Origin of the sequence: Citrobacter portucalensis, assembly GCF_002042885.1 — a bacterium.
In the GTDB taxonomy this organism is placed as follows: Bacteria; Pseudomonadota; Gammaproteobacteria; order Enterobacterales; family Enterobacteriaceae; genus Citrobacter; species Citrobacter portucalensis.
This window is the reverse complement of record NZ_MVFY01000006.1, coordinates 143,224-160,233: the sequence shown is the minus strand read 5'-3', so window position 1 is coordinate 160,233 and position 17,010 is coordinate 143,224. Positions and strand designations below refer to the sequence as shown.

General features: G+C 52.7%; 17 protein-coding genes and 3 tRNA genes. 10 read left to right on the top strand and 10 right to left on the bottom strand.

The window, feature by feature from the left end:
* Nucleotides 1–33 precede the first annotated feature (33 nt).
* Nucleotides 34–852, top strand: a complete 819-nt coding sequence (locus tag BZK40_RS11105) for a pyridoxal phosphatase (RefSeq protein ID WP_003831476.1) — start codon at nt 34–36, stop codon at nt 850–852.
* Here BZK40_RS11105 and modC read toward each other — a convergent pair whose 3' ends face one another.
* The 4 genes from modC to BZK40_RS11085 all read right to left on the bottom strand — a co-directional run bounded on the left by modC (nt 853) and on the right by BZK40_RS11085 (nt 3,710).
* The gene (modC, locus tag BZK40_RS11100; protein ID WP_048235822.1) at nt 853–1,911 is read right to left on the bottom strand and encodes a molybdenum ABC transporter ATP-binding protein ModC; all 1,059 of its coding nucleotides are present in this window, start codon (nt 1,909–1,911) and stop codon (nt 853–855) included.
* A 2-nt stretch (nt 1,912–1,913) separates the two neighbouring features.
* A complete protein-coding gene (gene modB, locus BZK40_RS11095) occupies nt 1,914–2,603 on the bottom strand; it encodes a molybdate ABC transporter permease subunit (protein WP_008784169.1) in 690 nt (229 codons plus the stop codon).
* Entirely contained in the window at nt 2,603–3,376 is a 774-nt protein-coding gene (gene modA, locus BZK40_RS11090; protein WP_003831470.1) for a molybdate ABC transporter substrate-binding protein, read from the bottom strand. Before modA ends, modB begins: the two co-directional genes overlap by 1 nt.
* A gap of 184 nt (nt 3,377–3,560) precedes the next feature.
* Complete coding sequence (locus tag BZK40_RS11085) at nt 3,561–3,710, bottom strand: AcrZ family multidrug efflux pump-associated protein (RefSeq protein ID WP_020996536.1); 150 nt, start codon at nt 3,708–3,710, stop codon at nt 3,561–3,563.
* A 129-nt stretch (nt 3,711–3,839) separates the two neighbouring features.
* On the opposite strand from BZK40_RS11085, the gene modE reads away from it, so the two are divergent.
* The 7 genes from modE (at nt 3,840) to gpmA (ending at nt 11,629) form a co-directional block, all read left to right on the top strand.
* The gene (modE, locus tag BZK40_RS11080; protein ID WP_003831465.1) at nt 3,840–4,628 is read left to right on the top strand and encodes a molybdenum-dependent transcriptional regulator; all 789 of its coding nucleotides are present in this window, start codon (nt 3,840–3,842) and stop codon (nt 4,626–4,628) included.
* A 67-nt stretch (nt 4,629–4,695) separates the two neighbouring features.
* Nucleotides 4,696–6,168 carry a molybdate ABC transporter ATP-binding protein ModF gene (modF, locus tag BZK40_RS11075; protein ID WP_079934630.1) on the top strand — a complete coding sequence of 491 codons (1,473 nt, stop codon included), beginning with the start codon at nt 4,696–4,698 and terminating at the stop codon, nt 6,166–6,168.
* Nucleotides 6,169–6,385: 217 nt separating this feature from the next.
* On the top strand, nt 6,386–7,402 hold the full coding sequence (gene galE, locus BZK40_RS11070; RefSeq protein ID WP_003831462.1) for a UDP-glucose 4-epimerase GalE: 1,017 nt from the start codon (nt 6,386–6,388) through the stop codon (nt 7,400–7,402).
* Nucleotides 7,403–7,411: 9 nt separating this feature from the next.
* Entirely contained in the window at nt 7,412–8,458 is a 1,047-nt protein-coding gene (galT, locus tag BZK40_RS11065; RefSeq protein ID WP_079934629.1) for a galactose-1-phosphate uridylyltransferase, read from the top strand.
* 3 nt (nt 8,459–8,461) lie between these two features.
* On the top strand, nt 8,462–9,610 hold the full coding sequence (galK, locus tag BZK40_RS11060; protein ID WP_032942744.1) for a galactokinase: 1,149 nt from the start codon (nt 8,462–8,464) through the stop codon (nt 9,608–9,610).
* Nucleotides 9,604–10,644: a galactose-1-epimerase gene (galM, locus tag BZK40_RS11055; protein WP_079934628.1), complete on the top strand. Its 1,041-nt coding sequence runs from the start codon at nt 9,604–9,606 to the stop codon at nt 10,642–10,644. Before galK ends, galM begins: the two co-directional genes overlap by 7 nt.
* Before the next feature lie 232 nt (nt 10,645–10,876).
* Nucleotides 10,877–11,629: a 2,3-diphosphoglycerate-dependent phosphoglycerate mutase gene (gene gpmA / locus BZK40_RS11050; RefSeq protein ID WP_003022999.1), complete on the top strand. Its 753-nt coding sequence runs from the start codon at nt 10,877–10,879 to the stop codon at nt 11,627–11,629.
* Between the two features lie 108 nt (nt 11,630–11,737).
* Here gpmA and aroG read toward each other — a convergent pair whose 3' ends face one another.
* Nucleotides 11,738–12,790: a 3-deoxy-7-phosphoheptulonate synthase AroG gene (gene aroG / locus BZK40_RS11045; RefSeq protein ID WP_020996538.1), complete on the bottom strand. Its 1,053-nt coding sequence runs from the start codon at nt 12,788–12,790 to the stop codon at nt 11,738–11,740.
* A 317-nt stretch (nt 12,791–13,107) separates the two neighbouring features.
* Here aroG and BZK40_RS11040 point away from each other — a divergent pair, with 317 nt between their 5' ends.
* Both BZK40_RS11040 and zitB read left to right on the top strand, forming a co-directional pair.
* Nucleotides 13,108–13,482, top strand: coding sequence for a YbgS-like family protein (locus tag BZK40_RS11040; protein ID WP_057066490.1), 375 nt, complete (start codon nt 13,108–13,110; stop codon nt 13,480–13,482).
* A gap of 113 nt (nt 13,483–13,595) precedes the next feature.
* On the top strand, nt 13,596–14,537 hold the full coding sequence (gene zitB / locus BZK40_RS11035) for a CDF family zinc transporter ZitB (protein ID WP_032942740.1): 942 nt from the start codon (nt 13,596–13,598) through the stop codon (nt 14,535–14,537).
* Here the strand turns inward: zitB and pnuC are convergent.
* From pnuC to BZK40_RS11010, 5 genes are all read right to left on the bottom strand, one after another.
* Nucleotides 14,534–15,253 carry a nicotinamide riboside transporter PnuC gene (gene pnuC / locus BZK40_RS11030; RefSeq protein ID WP_008784161.1) on the bottom strand — a complete coding sequence of 240 codons (720 nt, stop codon included), beginning with the start codon at nt 15,251–15,253 and terminating at the stop codon, nt 14,534–14,536. The genes zitB and pnuC overlap by 4 nt on opposite strands.
* A 26-nt stretch (nt 15,254–15,279) precedes the next feature.
* Complete coding sequence (gene nadA / locus BZK40_RS11025) at nt 15,280–16,323, bottom strand: quinolinate synthase NadA (RefSeq protein WP_003837113.1); 1,044 nt, start codon at nt 16,321–16,323, stop codon at nt 15,280–15,282.
* Nucleotides 16,324–16,705: 382 nt separating this feature from the next.
* A tRNA-Lys gene (locus tag BZK40_RS11020) sits at nt 16,706–16,781 on the bottom strand.
* 32 nt (nt 16,782–16,813) lie between these two features.
* Nucleotides 16,814–16,889, bottom strand: a tRNA-Lys gene (locus BZK40_RS11015).
* A 45-nt stretch (nt 16,890–16,934) separates the two neighbouring features.
* Nucleotides 16,935–17,010, bottom strand: a tRNA-Lys gene (locus BZK40_RS11010).

Genomic DNA, 17,010 nt, shown 5'->3' with positions numbered 1-17,010 from the left:
GACAAAATTCTCAACCTTAATCTGGAAAAAACTATGACCGCACGCGTGATTGCCCTGGATTTAGACGGTACCCTGTTGACCCCGAAAAAAACCTTGCTGCCATCCTCCCTCGAAGCGCTCTCGCGCGCCAGAGAAGCAGGCTACCAACTTATCATTGTCACAGGTCGCCATCACGTTGCTATTCATCCTTTTTATCAGGCACTGGCGCTGGATACACCTGCAATTTGCTGTAACGGTACCTACTTGTATGATTATCAGGCAAAAAAGGTACTGGAATCCGATCCCCTCCCGGTAGACCAGGCATTACAGCTGATCGAAATGCTGGATGAACATCAGATCCACGGGCTGATGTATGTGGATGAGGCCATGCTGTATGAGCGCCCAACCGGGCATGTGGTGCGTACCGCTAACTGGGCGCAAACTCTGCCGCCGGAACAGCGCCCGACCTTCACCCAGGTTCCTTCGCTGGCGCAGGCCGCACATGACGTCAACGCCGTCTGGAAATTTGCCCTGACCGACGAAGATATTCCGAAACTGCAGCAGTTTGGCCAGTACGTTGAGCAACAGCTGGGACTGGAGTGTGAATGGTCCTGGCACGATCAGGTCGACATTGCCCGTAAAGGCAACAGCAAAGGACGACGCCTTACCCAGTGGATTGAAGCACAGGGCGGGTCAATGGAAAACGTGATTGCCTTTGGTGATAACTTTAACGATATCAGCATGCTGGAAGCCGCAGGTACCGGCGTGGCGATGGGCAACGCGGATGACGCGGTCAAAGCCCGCGCCAACATCGTGATTGGCGACAACACCACAGACAGCATCGCGAAATTTATCTACTCCCACCTGCTGTAATCAGGCGGTAATCGATACGCTCTTAATTTGCGCGTACAGCCACAGGCCAGGTTTGATACCCAGTTCATCCCTGGCCCACGGGCTGATCCTTGCCCACAGCGTCTTACCGCCCACCTCAAGCTGAACTTCCACCTGACCGTTATCGTCATAACATTGCGCGACTTTTGCCCGGAGAACGTTACGAATACTGGTCTGCTGGGGGGGTTGGAGCACCAGTGAAACATCAGAGGCCTGAATACGAATACGCAGCGCGGTTTGCAGCGGTTGCTCCAGCTTATTGACCCACAGATGCTGATCGCCGAGCGCCAGCGCGGTCATCGCATAGTGTGGATGATGTTCCAGCACGCTGACTTTCAGAATACTGCTTTGCTGTTCCTTAGGCAGCCAGGGGTGCATCACGCTGCTACCCCAGACATCTTCCAACGAACCGAACGCTTTGACCTGCCCATTCTCCAGCACCATCACTTTATCCGCCAGGTGCAAAATCTCATCAAGCGAGTGGCTGACGTACAGCATCGGAATATTAATTTCACGTGCAAGGCGTTGCAGGTAAGGCAGTAGTTCGCGTTTACGCGGTATATCCAGCGAGGCTAACGGCTCATCAAGCAGCAATAACTCAGGCGCGGTCAGCAGAGCCCGACCGATGGCGACACGCTGCTTTTCACCGCCAGAAAGACCGCCAGGCAGACGGTCAAGCAGCGGTTCAATGCCCAACAGCGACACCAGCTTATCAAACTGTCCGGCCATGCTTTTCGCCATTCCGTAACGCAGGTTGCCGCGCACTTTATAGTGCGGGAACAGGCGCGCATCCTGGAAAACATAGCCCACCCGGCGTTTTTCCGGCGTTAAACAGATACCGTTCTCGACGTCGTTTAAGACCCGACCGTTGAGCACGATACGTCCGGACTGCGGCTGCGTCAGGCCGCTGATGGCGTTAATCAGTGAGGTTTTGCCCGCACCGGAAACGCCAAAAATAGCGGTGATGCCGCTGGCTGGCAGCGTTTCGTTGAGCGTCAGGCAATGCGTCCCCAGCGTCTGGGAGAAATTGAGTTCCAGCATAATTATCGCCCCGTCCGCTCACGGCTAATACGCGCCAGCCATTCAGAAATCAGCAGCGAAATCAGCGCTAAAACAATAGAAATGATACACAACCTCGCCGCCGCGCTTTCGCCGCCGGGAGTCTGGATCAGGGTATACATCGCCGAAGGAATGGTGCGGGTTTCACCAGGAATGTTGGAAACAAAAGTAATGGTTGCGCCGAATTCCCCGAGGGAACGCGCGAACGCCAGCACCGTACCGACAATAATGCCGGGCAGCATCAGCGGTAGCGTAATGGTCATGAATACACGCCAGCGTCCGGCTCCCAGCGTGCGGGCCGCCTGCTCCAGCTTGACGTCGACACCTTCCAGCGCCAGACGAATTGCCCGTACCATCAGAGGAAAAGACATCACCGCCGCAGCCAGTACCGCACCGCGCCAGCTAAAGGCAAAGGTAATGCCAAACCAGTCGTACAACCATTCGCCAATGAATCCGCGCCGCCCCATGGCGACCAACAGCAGATAGCCCACCACGACCGGCGGCAGAACCAGCGGCAAATGCAGAACGCTGTCGAGCAGCGCTTTGCCCGGGAACTTGCATCGCACAAGCAGCCAGGCAAAGAAGATCCCAAACGGCAAACTAAACAACACAGCCAGGGAAGAAACTTTCAGGCTCAGGATGACGGCCTGCCATTCAGGATCGGTCAGTATCATTACTTGGTCGTAAATCCATAACGTTTAAAGATTTCAGCAGCCTGCGGTCCTTTCAGGTAATCATAGAACGCGCTAACCGTTGCGTTTTTGTGCCCATCAACAATCGCGATAGGGTATTCCACTTTTTTGTGCGAATCTTCCGGGAAAGTCGCAACAACTTTTACGCCCTTACTGGCGACAGCATCGGAACCATAGACGATCCCCAGCGGCGCTTCGTTACGCTCTACCAGCGCCAGCGCACCGCGCACGTCTTCAGCAGGAGCCAGTTTCGGGGCCAGGGTATCCCATGCACCCAATTTTTGCAGCGCTTCTTTGGCATAAATGCCCGCCGGAACATGTTCTGGATCGCCAACAGCCAGGCGTCCACCATTCAACAGACTGGTCCAGTTGGTTTTGCTGTCAATGGTGAAGTCTTTCTGCGCGCTGGCTTTCGGCGCAACCACCACCAGACTGTTACCCAACAACGTTTCACGCGATGCGGTATCAATCGACTTCTTGTCTACCGCGTAGTCCATCCATTTCTGATCGGCAGAAATAAACAGATCGGCCGGTGCGCCTGCTTCAATCTGACGCGCCAGCGTGGAAGAAGAAGCAAAAGAGGAGACAACATCAACGTTCTTCTCTTTTTTATATTGCGTTGCAATGTCCTGCATCGCGTTGGTCAGCGAAGCCGCTGCAAAAACGGTAATCTTTCCTTCATCCGCCAGCGCATGCCCGGCAACGGTAAGAGAAAGTGTTGCCCCTGCAAACAAGCGTAACCATGTACGTGCCATCTGTAACTCCTTTGCGTTTCGTTATGTAGGCGCAAATATAACGAGTAAACCAGGATTTTCCCAGTGGTTATTGATACCAATTAGAGGTTACACAAAGAAAATATCGGCAGGGAAAGCAAGATCTTGAGAAAACGAGTTGGCAGGCAAAAAATATAAACGCCCGACTGAGCGGGCGTTTGGGGAATCAATGATTCTGTCTGGACTGGTCTTTCTGACCGATAGAGGAGAAGATGTTGAACACTTCACCCAGTCCGTAAATCAGCCCCAGGATGACAGCCATCACCACAGGAACCATAATTACGGCGAATACCAGACTTTTCAATAACTCTAACATGGTCAACTCCAGATATAGTCCTTAGTTGTATTCTAACCACATAACACAGAAAAGCACTCCCCTTTTGTGCGGTTGGCTTTGCGCGCGCGCGGTTTTCCGTCACAATACCCCTTTTGCCAGGAGCTTGTGATGCAGGCCGAAATCCTTCTTACGCTGAAACTTCAGCAAAAACTGTTTGCCGATCCCCGTCGCATTTCTCTGCTTAAGCACATTGCGCTTTCCGGCTCCATCAGTCAGGGCGCGAAGGATGCAGGTATCAGCTATAAAAGCGCCTGGGATGCGATTAACGAAATGAATCAGCTCAGCGAGCAGACGCTGGTTGAGCGCGCCACTGGCGGCAAAGGCGGCGGCGGCGCGGTATTAACGCGCTACGGCCAACGCTTAATCCAGCTGTATGATTTATTAGCGCAAATCCAACAGAAAGCCTTCGATGTTTTGAGCGATGACGACGCACTGCCGCTCAATAGCCTGCTGGCGGCGATCTCTCGCTTTTCGCTGCAAACCAGCGCCCGTAACCAGTGGTTTGGCACCATTACCGCCCGCGACCACGATCAGGTTCAACAGCATGTCGACGTGCTGCTGGCGGATGGCGAAACGCGCCTGAAAGTGGCAATCACTGCACAAAGCGGCGAGCGTCTCGGGCTTGAGGAAGGCAAAGAAGTACTGATTTTGTTGAAAGCGCCGTGGGTAGGAATCACTCAGGACGACGCCATCGCTCAGGCCGCCGATAACCAGTTGCAGGGCACGATTAGCCATATCGAACGCGGAGCGGAGCAGTGTGAAGTATTGATGACCTTGCCAGACGGCCAGACGCTGTGCGCAACTTTGCCGATAGAGCAGACCCACACATTAACGGAAGGCGCTAACGTCACAGCATATTTTAATGCGGACAGGGTGATTATCGCCACACTGTGCTGAGTTAATTGACATCAGCCTGAAGAACACGTATCCCTGTTATTCATCGCTGCAAATAATGGGATACAAAATGTCATCGTTGCAAATTTCGCAAGGCACGTTTCGTCTTAGCGACACAAAAACGCTCCAGTTAGATGCGTTGACGTTAAACGCGGGTGATAGCTGGGCGTTTGTTGGCTCTAACGGCAGCGGGAAATCTGCGCTGGCCCGCGCGCTGGCGGGCGAGTTACCGCTTCTGAAAGGCGAACGTCACTGTCAGTTTACACGTATTACCCGACTCTCCTTTGAGCAGCTCCAAAAGCTGGTCAGCGACGAGTGGCAGCGAAACAACACCGATCTTCTTAGTCCCGGTGAAGACGACACCGGGCGCACTACCGCAGAAATCATTCAGGACGAAGTTCGCGACCCCGCCCGCTGCGCTGCGCTGGCGCAGCAGTTTGGCATTTCATCCCTACTTAACAGGCGTTTCAAATACCTTTCCACCGGTGAAACGCGCAAAACCCTGCTCTGCCAGGCATTAATGTCCACACCGGATTTGCTGATCCTTGATGAACCCTTTGACGGGCTGGACGTGGCGTCCCGTCGCCAGTTAGCAGAGTTGCTCGCTGAGTTGCACCAGGCCGGTTTAACGCTGGTACTGGTGCTTAATCGCTTTGATGAAATTCCTGAGTTCGTGCAGTTTGCCGGCGTACTTGCCGACTGCACGCTGACGGAAACCGGTGCAAAACCCGACCTTCTGCAACAGGCATTAATCGCTCAGCTTGCCCATAGCGAACGGCTGGAAGGCATCCAGTTACCCGAACCGGATGAGCCTTCGGTGCGCCACACGCTGTCAGATAACGAGCCGCGCATTGTGCTTAACGACGGCACCGTCTCGTATAACGATCGCCCTATCCTGCATCATCTGAGCTGGCGGGTAAATCCGGGGGAACACTGGCAAATCATCGGCCCCAACGGTGCGGGGAAATCAACCCTGCTCAGTTTAATCACCGGCGATCATCCCCAGGGATATAGCAACGACCTGACCCTGTTTGGCCGCCGCCGGGGCAGCGGTGAAACTATCTGGGATATCAAAAAACACATTGGCTATGTCAGCAGCAGCCTGCATCTGGATTACCGGGTAAGTACGACAGTTCGCAACGTTATTCTCTCCGGTTATTTCGATTCAATCGGCATTTATCAGGCCGTCTCCGACAGACAGCACAAGCTGGTACAACAGTGGCTGGATATTCTGGGCATCGATAAACGTACCGCGGATGCGCCATTTCATAGTCTTTCCTGGGGGCAGCAGCGGCTGGCATTGATTGTTCGTGCACTGGTGAAACATCCTACGTTGCTGATCCTCGATGAACCGTTGCAAGGATTAGATCCGCTCAACCGTCAACTGATCCGTCGGTTTGTGGATGTCCTGATCGGTGAAGGTGAAACTCAGCTTTTGTTTGTCTCTCATCACGCCGAAGATGCCCCGGCCTGCATTACCCATCGGCTAGAGTTTGTACCCGAGGGTGATATCTACGCCTATCGACAAACCTCTCTGCGTTAATTTTCATGCCAGGGCGTTTATCACGCCCTTTTTTCTGCTTTTTTTTCAGACAAGTGCTGAAATAACAACCTAACATAATGATTTATAATAAAGTAACTGGCAGCATCGAGTGAAAACACCGGAGTGTAAACGATTCCACTAATTTATTCCGTGTCACACTTTTCGCATCTTTGTTATGCTATGGTTATTGCATACCATAGGCTTAACGGAGCGAATTATGAGAGTATTGGTTACAGGTGGTAGCGGTTACATTGGAAGCCACACTTGCGTGCAGTTGCTGAAAAACGGTCACGAAGTGGTGATCCTGGATAATCTCTGCAACAGCAAGCGTAGCGTACTGCCCGTCATTGAGCGTTTAGGCGGCAAGCATCCGACCTTCGTGGAAGGAGACATCCGTAACGAAGCGCTGATAACCGAAATTCTGCACGATCATGCCATTGATACGGTCATCCATTTTGCCGGTTTAAAAGCCGTTGGAGAATCCGTTGCCAAGCCGCTGGAGTACTATGACAACAACGTCAACGGCACTCTGCGTCTGGTGAATGCAATGCGCGCTGCCAACGTGAAAAACTTCATTTTCAGCTCCTCCGCGACCGTCTATGGCGATCAGCCGCAAATTCCTTACGTTGAAAGCTTCCCCACCGGCACGCCGCAAAGTCCGTACGGCAAAAGCAAGCTGATGGTGGAACAGATCCTGACCGATCTGCAAAAAGCACAGCCCGACTGGAGCATTGCCCTGCTGCGCTACTTTAACCCGGTTGGCGCTCATCCATCGGGAGATATGGGGGAAGATCCGCAAGGTATTCCAAACAACCTGATGCCTTACATCGCGCAGGTTGCCGTTGGCCGTCGCGAATCTCTTGCCATATTTGGCAATGACTACCCTACTGAAGATGGCACCGGCGTACGCGACTACATCCACGTGATGGATCTCGCCGACGGCCATGTTGCTGCCATGGAAAAACTGGCGGGCAAACAGGGCGTACATATTTACAACCTCGGTGCAGGCATCGGCAGCAGCGTTCTGGACGTGGTCAACGCCTTCAGCAAAGCTTGCGGTAAACCGGTGAATTACCATTTCGCCCCGCGCCGTGATGGCGATCTTCCGGCCTACTGGGCTGACGCCAGCAAAGCCGATCGCGAGCTCAACTGGCGCGTGACCCGCACACTGGATGAAATGGCACAAGATACCTGGCACTGGCAGTCACGCCACCCGCAGGGATATTCGGATTAAGGACCAATCATGACGCAATTCAATCCTGTCGATCATCCACATCGCCGTTTTAACCCGCTCACCGGGCAGTGGATCCTCGTATCACCACATCGCGCCAAACGCCCGTGGCAAGGGGCACAGGAAACTCCGTCTAAGCAGGTACTGCCTGCACATGACCCGGACTGCTTCCTGTGCGCTGGCAATACGCGCGTTACCGGCGACAAAAACCCGGATTACACCGGGACCTATGTCTTTACCAATGACTTTGCGGCGCTGATGTCCGATACCCCGGACGCCCCGGACAGTCACGATCCGTTAATGCGATGCCAGAGCGCGCGCGGTACCAGCCGTGTAATTTGCTTCTCGCCCGATCACAGCAAAACGCTGCCGGAACTCAGCGTCCCTGCACTAACAGAAATTGTGAAAACGTGGCAGGAACAGACTGAAGACTTAGGCAAAACCTATCCCTGGGTGCAGGTATTTGAGAATAAAGGCGCAGCGATGGGATGCTCGAACCCGCATCCACACGGACAAATTTGGGCCAACAGCTTTTTGCCTAACGAAGCCGAACGTGAAGATCGCCTGCAGAAAGCGTACTTCGCCGAACAAGGCGCACCGATGCTCGTTGATTACGTCCAGCGTGAGCTGGCGGACGGCAGCCGTACGGTCGTTGAAACCGAGCACTGGCTGGCAGTTGTCCCTTACTGGGCCGCGTGGCCGTTCGAAACGCTGCTGCTGCCGAAAGCGCACGTGTTGCGAATTACCGATTTGACCTACGAACAGCGTGCTGACCTGGCGCTGGCGTTGAAAAAACTGACCAGTCGTTATGACAACCTGTTCCAGTGCTCATTCCCCTATTCTATGGGCTGGCACGGCGCACCGTTTAACGGTGAAGAAAACCAACACTGGCAGTTGCACGCACACTTTTACCCGCCGCTGCTGCGTTCCGCGACCGTGCGTAAATTTATGGTCGGATATGAAATGCTGGCAGAAACCCAGCGCGACCTGACGGCAGAACAAGCGGCTGAACGACTGCGTGCGGTCAGCGACATCCATTTTCGCGAATCCGGAGTTTAAATAATGAGTCTGAAAGAAAAAACACAATCTCTGTTTGCTGAAACATTTGGCTACCCTGCCACCCATACTATTCAGGCACCGGGTCGTGTGAACCTGATCGGTGAACATACCGATTATAACGACGGCTTCGTTCTGCCCTGCGCTATCGACTATCAAACCGTTATCAGCTGTGCGGCACGCGACGATCGAAAAGTCCGTGTGATCGCCGCTGATTACGACAATCAGGTTGATGAGTTCTCGCTTGATGCGCCAATTATCGCTCATGACAGCCAGCAGTGGTCAAACTACGTGCGTGGCGTAGTGAAACATCTGCAAAAGCGCAATAACGCCTTTGGCGGCGCGGATCTGGTGATCAGCGGTAACGTCCCGCAGGGTGCGGGCTTAAGCTCTTCTGCCTCACTGGAAGTCGCTGTGGGTACGGTATTCCAGCAGCTCTATCATCTGCCGCTCGACGGCGCGCAGATTGCCCTGAATGGCCAGGAAGCTGAAAACCAGTTTGTCGGCTGTAACTGCGGCATTATGGATCAACTGATCTCGGCACTTGGTAAGAAAGATCATGCGCTACTGATCGACTGCCGAACGCTGGGCACCAAAGCCGTTTCCATGCCTGAGGGCGTAGCGGTGGTGATCATCAACAGTAACTTTAAACGCACATTGGTCGGTAGCGAATACAATACCCGTCGCGAACAGTGTGAAACCGGCGCGCGTTTCTTCCAGCAGCCAGCGCTGCGTGATGTCAGCCTTGAAGCGTTTAACGCCGTCGCCCACGAACTGGATCCGATTGTCGCCAAACGCGTTCGCCACGTGATCACGGAAAATGCGCGTACCGTTGAAGCCGCACAGGCGCTGGAAAAAGGCGACCTGCTGCGCATGGGCCAGCTGATGGCGGAATCTCACGCCTCAATGCGCGATGACTTTGAAATTACCGTGCCGCAAATTGATACGCTGGTAGAGATTGTCAAAGCGACCATCGGCGATAAAGGCGGTGTACGTATGACCGGCGGCGGCTTCGGCGGCTGCATCGTGGCGCTGATCCCACAAGATTTGGTACCTGCCGTTCAGCAGGCTGTCGCCGAGCAGTACGAAGCAAAAACCGGTATCAAAGAAACATTCTACGTCTGCAAACCTTCTCAAGGAGCCGGACAATGTTAAACGAAATCCCTGTGCAGGCTCCGGACGGTCAGCCGTTTCGCCTGCTCACCCTGCGCAATGACGCAGGGATGGTGGTCACGCTCATGGACTGGGGCGCAACCCTGCTCTCTGCGCGTATTCCGCTTAGCGATGGTAGCGTGCGCGAAGCCATACTCGGGTGCGCCAGCCCGGAACAATACCCGGAACAGGCTGCATTTTTGGGGGCCTCGATTGGTCGCTACGCTAACCGTATCGCCAACAGTCGTTATACCTTTGCCGGCGAAACCGTCGAATTAATACCAAGTCAGGGCGACAACCAACTGCACGGCGGGCCGGATGGTTTCGACAAATGCCGCTGGCAGATAGTCAATCAGAATGACCGTCAGGTACTGTTCGCTTTAACGTCTGACGATGGCGACCAGGGTTTCCCTGGTAATCTTTGCGCTACCGCGCAGTATCGCCTGACTGACGATAATCGTATTTCGATAACCTACCGCGCCACGGTCGATAAGCCCTGCCCGGTGAATCTGACGAATCACGTTTATTTTAACCTCGACGGTGACAAAACGGATGTGCGCCAGCATAAGCTGCAAATTATGGCGGACGAGTACTTGCCGGTTAATGAAATGGGCATTCCGCATGACGGGCTGAAATCCGTCGCTGGTAGCACTTTCGATTTCCGCTCGGCTAAAATCATTAGCAGTGAATTTCTTGCCGATGACGATCAGCGCAAGGTAAAAGGTTACGATCACGCCTTCCTGCTTCAGGCACAGGGCAATGCGCGTACGCCGGTCGCCCGACTGTGGTCCCAGGATGAAAAACTGCAGATGGTGGTATACACCTCCGCCCCGGCATTGCAGTTTTACTCCGGCAACTTCCTCGGCGGTACACCATCTCGTGGGCCTGATGCCTACGAAGACTGGCAAGGTCTGGCGCTGGAAAGTGAGTTTCTCCCGGACAGCCCAAACCATCCAGAGTGGCAGCAGCCGGACTGCTTCTTACGCCCGGGCGAAGAGTATGCCAGCGTGACGGAATATCAGTTTATTCCAGTCTGATCCTTTCCCCTCACAGGCCCGATGACGTAACGTAGCGGGCCTGTTATTTGTTTATCACAGTAGAACCGCTCAAATCCCCACCACTCAAAGACAAAATCGCAACCTTGAATTCACAAGAACCTTACACTGTGGCGCTATTTTCGCTATGGTTATGCGTAAGCATTGCCGCTGACGCTTTACGGCAATATAATGAGAATTATTATCATTCAATATGATTTATAGGAGTGAGTGTATGGCTGTAACTAAGCTGGTTCTGGTACGTCACGGTGAAAGTCAGTGGAACAACGAAAACCGTTTTACCGGTTGGTATGACGTTGATCTGTCAGAGAAAGGCGTGGGCGAAGCAAAAGCGGCAGGTAAACTGCTGAAAGAAGAAGGCTACAGCTTCGATTTTGCTTATACCTCTGTGCTGAAACGTGCCATCCACACCCTGTGGAACGTACTGGACGAACTGGATCAGGCCTGGCTGCCGGTTGAAAAATCCTGGAAACTGAACGAACGTCATTACGGCGCGCTGCAGGGTCTGAACAAAGCTGAAACCGCTGAAAAATACGGTGACGAGCAGGTTAAGCAATGGCGTCGCGGCTTTGCGGTAACGCCACCGGAACTGACCAAAGATGACGAGCGTTATCCGGGTCACGATCCGCGTTATGCGAAGTTGACCGACAAAGAGTTACCGGTTACCGAAAGCCTGGCGCTGACCATCGATCGCGTTATCCCCTACTGGAACGAAACCATTCTGCCGCGCATGAAAAGCGGTGAGCGCGTAATTATCGCCGCTCACGGTAACTCTCTGCGTGCGCTGGTTAAATATCTGGATAACATGGGCGAAGATGAGATCCTTGAACTGAACATCCCGACCGGCGTACCGCTGGTATATGAGTTCGACGAAAACTTCAAACCAATCAAACACTACTATCTGGGTAATGCTGACGAGATCGCAGCAAAAGCGGCAGCCGTTGCGAACCAGGGTAAAGCGAAGTAATTTTCATCCCGGATCAAACGAGAAAAGCGTGGAATGCTCCACGCTTTTTTATTGCCGGATGACGGCGTTGCCTTATCCGGCCTACCGAGCGTAGCCCGGATGAATTTTTTAACCGCGGCGCGCTTTTACAGCATCCGCCAGCTGGCGCAATACTGCATCGGTATCTTCCCAGCCAATGCAGGCGTCGGTGATGCTCTTACCGTAGGTCAGCGGCTCACCGCTATCCGGGTTCTGATTACCTTCTACCAGATGGCTTTCGATCATCACACCAATAATTGCTTTTTCGCCCCCAGCAACTTGTCCGCAAACATCTTTCGCGACATCCATCTGCTTTTTGAACTGCTTGCTGGAGTTGGCATGGCTAAAGTCGATCATCACCTGCGCTGAAAGCCCTGCTTTGATCAGACCTTCTTTCACATCGGCAACGTGCTGAGCGCTGTAGTTCGGCTCTTTGCCGCCGCGCAAAATAATATGGCAATCGCCATTACCACTGGTATTTACGATCGCCGAATGACCCCATTTGGTCACAGACAGGAAGCAGTGCGGCGCTCCTGCGGCGTTAATCGCATCAATCGCTACTTTTATCGTGCCATCAGTACCGTTTTTAAAGCCAACCGGGCAGGACAGACCAGACGCCAATTCGCGGTGCACCTGAGATTCTGTGGTACGTGCCCCAATCGCGCCCCAGCTCATCAGGTCGGCGAGGTATTGCGGCGTAATCATATCGAGGAATTCACCCGCAGCAGGCAATCCGCTGTCATTGATATCCAGCAGCAGTTTACGCGCAATGCGCAGCCCATCGTTGATCTGGAAGCTGTTGTCCATGTGCGGATCGTTGATAAGCCCTTTCCAGCCAACGGTAGTTCGCGGTTTTTCAAAATAGACGCGCATAACGATTTCAAGCTCGTCTTTTAACTCTTCACGCAGTGCCAGTAGGCGAGCGGCATACTCTTTGGCAGCTGCCGGATCATGAATAGAGCAAGGCCCAATCACTACCAGCAGGCGATCGTCACTCCCTTTCAGGATTTTATGAATCGCCTTACGGGCATGAGCCACCGTGTTTGCGGCATTTTCAGTAGCGGGGAATTTTTCCAACAATGCGACTGGCGGTAATAACTCGTTGATCTCTTTAATGCGTAAATCGTCGTTCTGATAATTCATGATTATTCCAGCGTTGCCATACTTATATAAATGAATGCAATCCCTCCAATCTATATCTTCAGTCATAAAGTGTAAACGGGGTTTTACACTTTGGACGGATTAATCCTGGAATTGGCCAAAAAAACGCAATAAAGTAGCGAAAAACGAGATCCAACCTACAATTTATAACTGTAACAGCTTTAATTTTCATAAATTTCAAGATTCTATGCTGGGTTTAATTTCTCTGGCAAAACTATTAACCACATATTGATGATGTAACTGGCACATGCACTGTTGGAAGACGTTATCCGACATATCGACCATAACAGGAGCATATTATGCATATGACAAAGCTGGCTTCACTCTTTCTTACCGCTACACTCAGCCTCGCCAGCGGCGCGGCGCTGGCAGCTGAAACCAATACGCAGTCCAATAACGGCCAGGCAAATTCCTCGGCGGATGCCGGTCAGGTCGCCCCAGACGCACGCGAAAACGTGGCACCAAATAATGTCGACAACAGTAACGTGAATTCGGGTGGCACAATGCTGCACCCGAACGGTTCATCAATGAACCATGAAGAGATGACCAAAGACGAGATGCACAAAAACACCATGTGTAAGGACGGTCGCTGCCCTGATGTGAATAAGAAGGTTGAGACCGGAAACGGCATTAACAATGATGCTGAGACAAAAACTGATGGCACTACGCAGTAACGCTGAAAATAAAGCTAATAATGGGAGAGCAATAGCTCTCCTTTTTAATTTTATCATCCCAAAAACGGTATGATGGCATACAGTAAAGATGAGAATAACAAAGGGATGGCATAATGGCGCACTCGCATACTCATACTTCTTCTGAGCAACCCAAGGACAATAATGCCCGCCGCTTGATGTTTGCATTCTGCATTACAGCCGGATTTATGTTGGTTGAAGTGGTGGGTGGCATACTTTCAGGTTCACTGGCCTTGTTGGCCGATGCCGGGCATATGCTCACTGATGCCGCAGCGCTCCTTTTTGCGCTGTTGGCCGTCCGGTTTTCCCATCGCCCGCCCACAATACGACACACCTTCGGCTGGCTGAGGCTCACGACACTGGCCGCGTTTGTTAACGCCATCGCATTGGTCGTGATCACCATTTTAATCGTCTGGGAAGCCATTGAGCGCTTCCATACGCCCCGCCCCGTGGCTGGCGGCATGATGATGGTTATAGCTGTCGCGGGTTTACTGGCTAACGTGCTGGCTTTTTGGGTTCTACACCGCGGCAGTGAGGAGAAAAACCTGAACGTCCGCGCCGCGGCACTACATGTGATGGGCGATTTACTCGGCTCGGTCGGGGCGATCATCGCTGCGCTGATTATTATCTGGACGGGCTGGACGCCTGCGGACCCGATTCTCTCGATTCTGGTTTCCGTGCTGGTACTGCGTAGCGCCTGGCGACTGTTAAAGGATAGCGTTAATGAATTACTGGAAGGCGCCCCGCTGACGCTGGATATCGCCGCACTGCAGCGCCATCTCAGCCGGGATATCCCCGAAGTCCGCAATGTGCACCATGTCCATGTCTGGATGGTGGGTGAAAAACCGGTAATGACGCTGCATGTGCAGGTGGTCCCGCCGCACGATCACGACGCGCTGCTGGAGCGTATTCAGCATTTCCTTATCCATCACTACCAGATTGAACACGCCACGATCCAGATGGAGTATCAGCCGTGTAATGGGCCGGACTGCCACCTGTATCAGGGGGTATCCGGCCATTCACACCATCACCATTAATGGGACAGCGCGTGGGAACCCCGCTCGCGCGCGCTGTTAATCCACATCCTGCTACCGTTCAGGGCGATAACCGTCAGGATCATATACTCCAGCGACATGGCATATACGCCTTGCAGGGCGAAAATCACTACGCTTATTACGTTAATGATCACCCACAGCAGCCAGTTTTCAACGTACTTACGCGTCATCAGGATCATCGCCGCAATCGACAACACCATCATGCAGGAGTCCCAGAACGGGAATGCATCGGGTTGCAACTCAGGCACAACAACCTGCAATCCTAATGCCTGCATAATGTTCACCGCAATGCGGGTCAGGAACGCAAAGACCGGATCGATATAGACCGACATCAGGCCGATCGCCACCACGCAAGCCGCCAGCCAGCCGATCGCTTTTGGTAACGGCAGCCAGCGAATTTTCAGTTCCGCTTCATGCTGGTTGGTTTGCCTGGACCAGGCATACCAGCCGTAGATGTTGGCGGCAAAGAAGAAAACTTGCAGCAACAGGCTTGCATAGAGCTGGATCTGAAAGAAGATAATCGCAAACAGCGTGACGTTTATCAGGCCGAAGAAGTAATTGCTGATTTTCTCAAGGCTCGCCAGGCCAATACACAGCAACCCAGCGATCGTACCCACAGCTTCGATCCACGACAGATCGTAACCGCCAGCGCCAATCGGAATATGTACCAGAATGTTCTGCGTGCTAAAAAAGTCCATCTTTTCCCCCAGAGCAAAAAAATTAATTAAGCTCGAAGTGTAGCCGCAAATTCCAACATGCGGTTTAACGGCAACAACGCCCCTTCTCGCAGCGCAGCATCAACATGTATCTCATGAGCCGCTCCGCCTTGTTCCAGGCCCTCAGCAATCGCCTTGAGGCCGTTCATCGCCATCCACGGACAATGCGCACAGCTGCGACAGGTTGCCCCCTCACCAGCCGTCGGCGCTTCAAGCAATTCTTTATCCGGAACGGCCTGCTGCATTTTGTAAAATATGCCCCGGTCAGTCGCCACAATCAGCTGTTGATGCGGTAACGATTTAGCGGCGTTGATTAACTGGCTGGTTGAGCCAACCGCATCGGCCATATCAACGATAGACTGAGGGGACTCCGGGTGCACCAACACCGCGGCATCAGGGTAAAGCCCTTTCATGCGTGTTAAAGCCTGAGTTTTAAATTCGTCGTGGACGATACAGGCCCCCTGCCAACAAAGAACGTCTGCACCGGTCTGTTTTTGGACGTAGTTGCCCAGATGTCTGTCCGGAGCCCAGATGATTTTTTCACCCAAACTATCAAGATGCTCAATAAGTTCTACCGCGATACTGGATGTGACGACCCAGTCCGCACGTGCTTTAACGGCGGCTGAGGTATTGGCGTAAACCACCACGGTACGATCCGGGTGCGCATCGCAAAACGCGCTGAACGCATCAATCGGACAGCCCAGATCTAATGAGCATTCCGCCTGTAGGGTCGGCATCAGGATGGTCTTTTCCGGGCTGAGGATTTTGGCGGTTTCCCCCATAAACCTCACGCCTGCAACTAACAGCGTAGAGGCAGAATGTTTTGAGCCGAAACGCGCCATCTCCAGAGAATCAGAAATACAACCACCGGTCTCTTCGGCCAACTGCTGAATTTCAGGATCGGTGTAATAGTGCGCGACCATAACGGCATCACGCTCTTTCAGCAGGCGCTTGATTTTTTCACGATAAAATTGCTTTTCATCCACACTCAGCGGGGCTGGCTTCGGCGGAAACGGATAAATTGCTGCTTCTGGATCAAACATCACGCTCATCTTGCTTTCTCGTTTTACTGGCTTAACGAAATAACCGATTAAAAGCGTGACGCACGCCGTATTCGGTTAGATTTGTTTTATATGCTAAACAAGATAGCGGATTGGCGTAAGAAAGTCACAATAATTGCGTGTGATGAATGCCGGAAGGCGACTGACGTCTTATCCGGCCTACGTGAATAGTGTCGTCTGTAGGACTGATAAGCGAAGCGCATCAGGCAAGCAGATTCGAATCTTATAAATCGCAGATAGCAAAAAGGCGCCTTTAGGGCGCCTTTTTACACTGGTGGGGCGTGCAGGATGACTCGACTTCGTCTCGCCCTTACGGGCCGTTGCTAAAGCAACGTTATCCTTCACTTTCAACATCTGAGTGCGATGTTAAATTTGGTGGGGCGTGCAGGATTCGAACCTGCGACCAATTGATTAAAAGTCAACTGCTCTACCAACTGAGCTAACGCCCCCTTATGGGGTTTACTTCTTTATACTTTCAGTATGGTGGGTCGTGCAGGATTCGAACCTGCGACCAATTGATTAAAAGTCAACTGCTCTACCAACTGAGCTAACGACCCGCTCGGGTATAACCTGAAAATTTTTACTCGGTGCCACCAATAAATTGGTGGGGCGTGCAGGATTCGAACCTGCGACCAATTGATTAAAAGTCAACTGCTCTACCAACTGAGCTAACGCCCC

Coding starts and splice junctions, on each gene's coding strand:
- modB (WP_008784169.1), bottom strand. CDS start 2,603: ATGATACTGACCGATCCTGAATGGCAGGCCGTCATCCTGAGCCTGAAA.
- galM (WP_079934628.1), top strand. CDS start 9,604: ATGTTAAACGAAATCCCTGTGCAGGCTCCGGACGGTCAGCCGTTTCGC.
- gpmA (WP_003022999.1), top strand. CDS start 10,877: ATGGCTGTAACTAAGCTGGTTCTGGTACGTCACGGTGAAAGTCAGTGG.
- galK (WP_032942744.1), top strand. CDS start 8,462: ATGAGTCTGAAAGAAAAAACACAATCTCTGTTTGCTGAAACATTTGGC.
- modE (WP_003831465.1), top strand. CDS start 3,840: ATGCAGGCCGAAATCCTTCTTACGCTGAAACTTCAGCAAAAACTGTTT.
- aroG (WP_020996538.1), bottom strand. CDS start 12,790: ATGAATTATCAGAACGACGATTTACGCATTAAAGAGATCAACGAGTTA.
- nadA (WP_003837113.1), bottom strand. CDS start 16,323: ATGAGCGTGATGTTTGATCCAGAAGCAGCAATTTATCCGTTTCCGCCG.
- BZK40_RS11040 (WP_057066490.1), top strand. CDS start 13,108: ATGCATATGACAAAGCTGGCTTCACTCTTTCTTACCGCTACACTCAGC.
- modA (WP_003831470.1), bottom strand. CDS start 3,376: ATGGCACGTACATGGTTACGCTTGTTTGCAGGGGCAACACTTTCTCTT.
- modC (WP_048235822.1), bottom strand. CDS start 1,911: ATGCTGGAACTCAATTTCTCCCAGACGCTGGGGACGCATTGCCTGACG.
- zitB (WP_032942740.1), top strand. CDS start 13,596: ATGGCGCACTCGCATACTCATACTTCTTCTGAGCAACCCAAGGACAAT.
- BZK40_RS11105 (WP_003831476.1), top strand. CDS start 34: ATGACCGCACGCGTGATTGCCCTGGATTTAGACGGTACCCTGTTGACC.
- galT (WP_079934629.1), top strand. CDS start 7,412: ATGACGCAATTCAATCCTGTCGATCATCCACATCGCCGTTTTAACCCG.
- pnuC (WP_008784161.1), bottom strand. CDS start 15,253: ATGGACTTTTTTAGCACGCAGAACATTCTGGTACATATTCCGATTGGC.
- galE (WP_003831462.1), top strand. CDS start 6,386: ATGAGAGTATTGGTTACAGGTGGTAGCGGTTACATTGGAAGCCACACT.
- BZK40_RS11085 (WP_020996536.1), bottom strand. CDS start 3,710: ATGTTAGAGTTATTGAAAAGTCTGGTATTCGCCGTAATTATGGTTCCT.
- modF (WP_079934630.1), top strand. CDS start 4,696: ATGTCATCGTTGCAAATTTCGCAAGGCACGTTTCGTCTTAGCGACACA.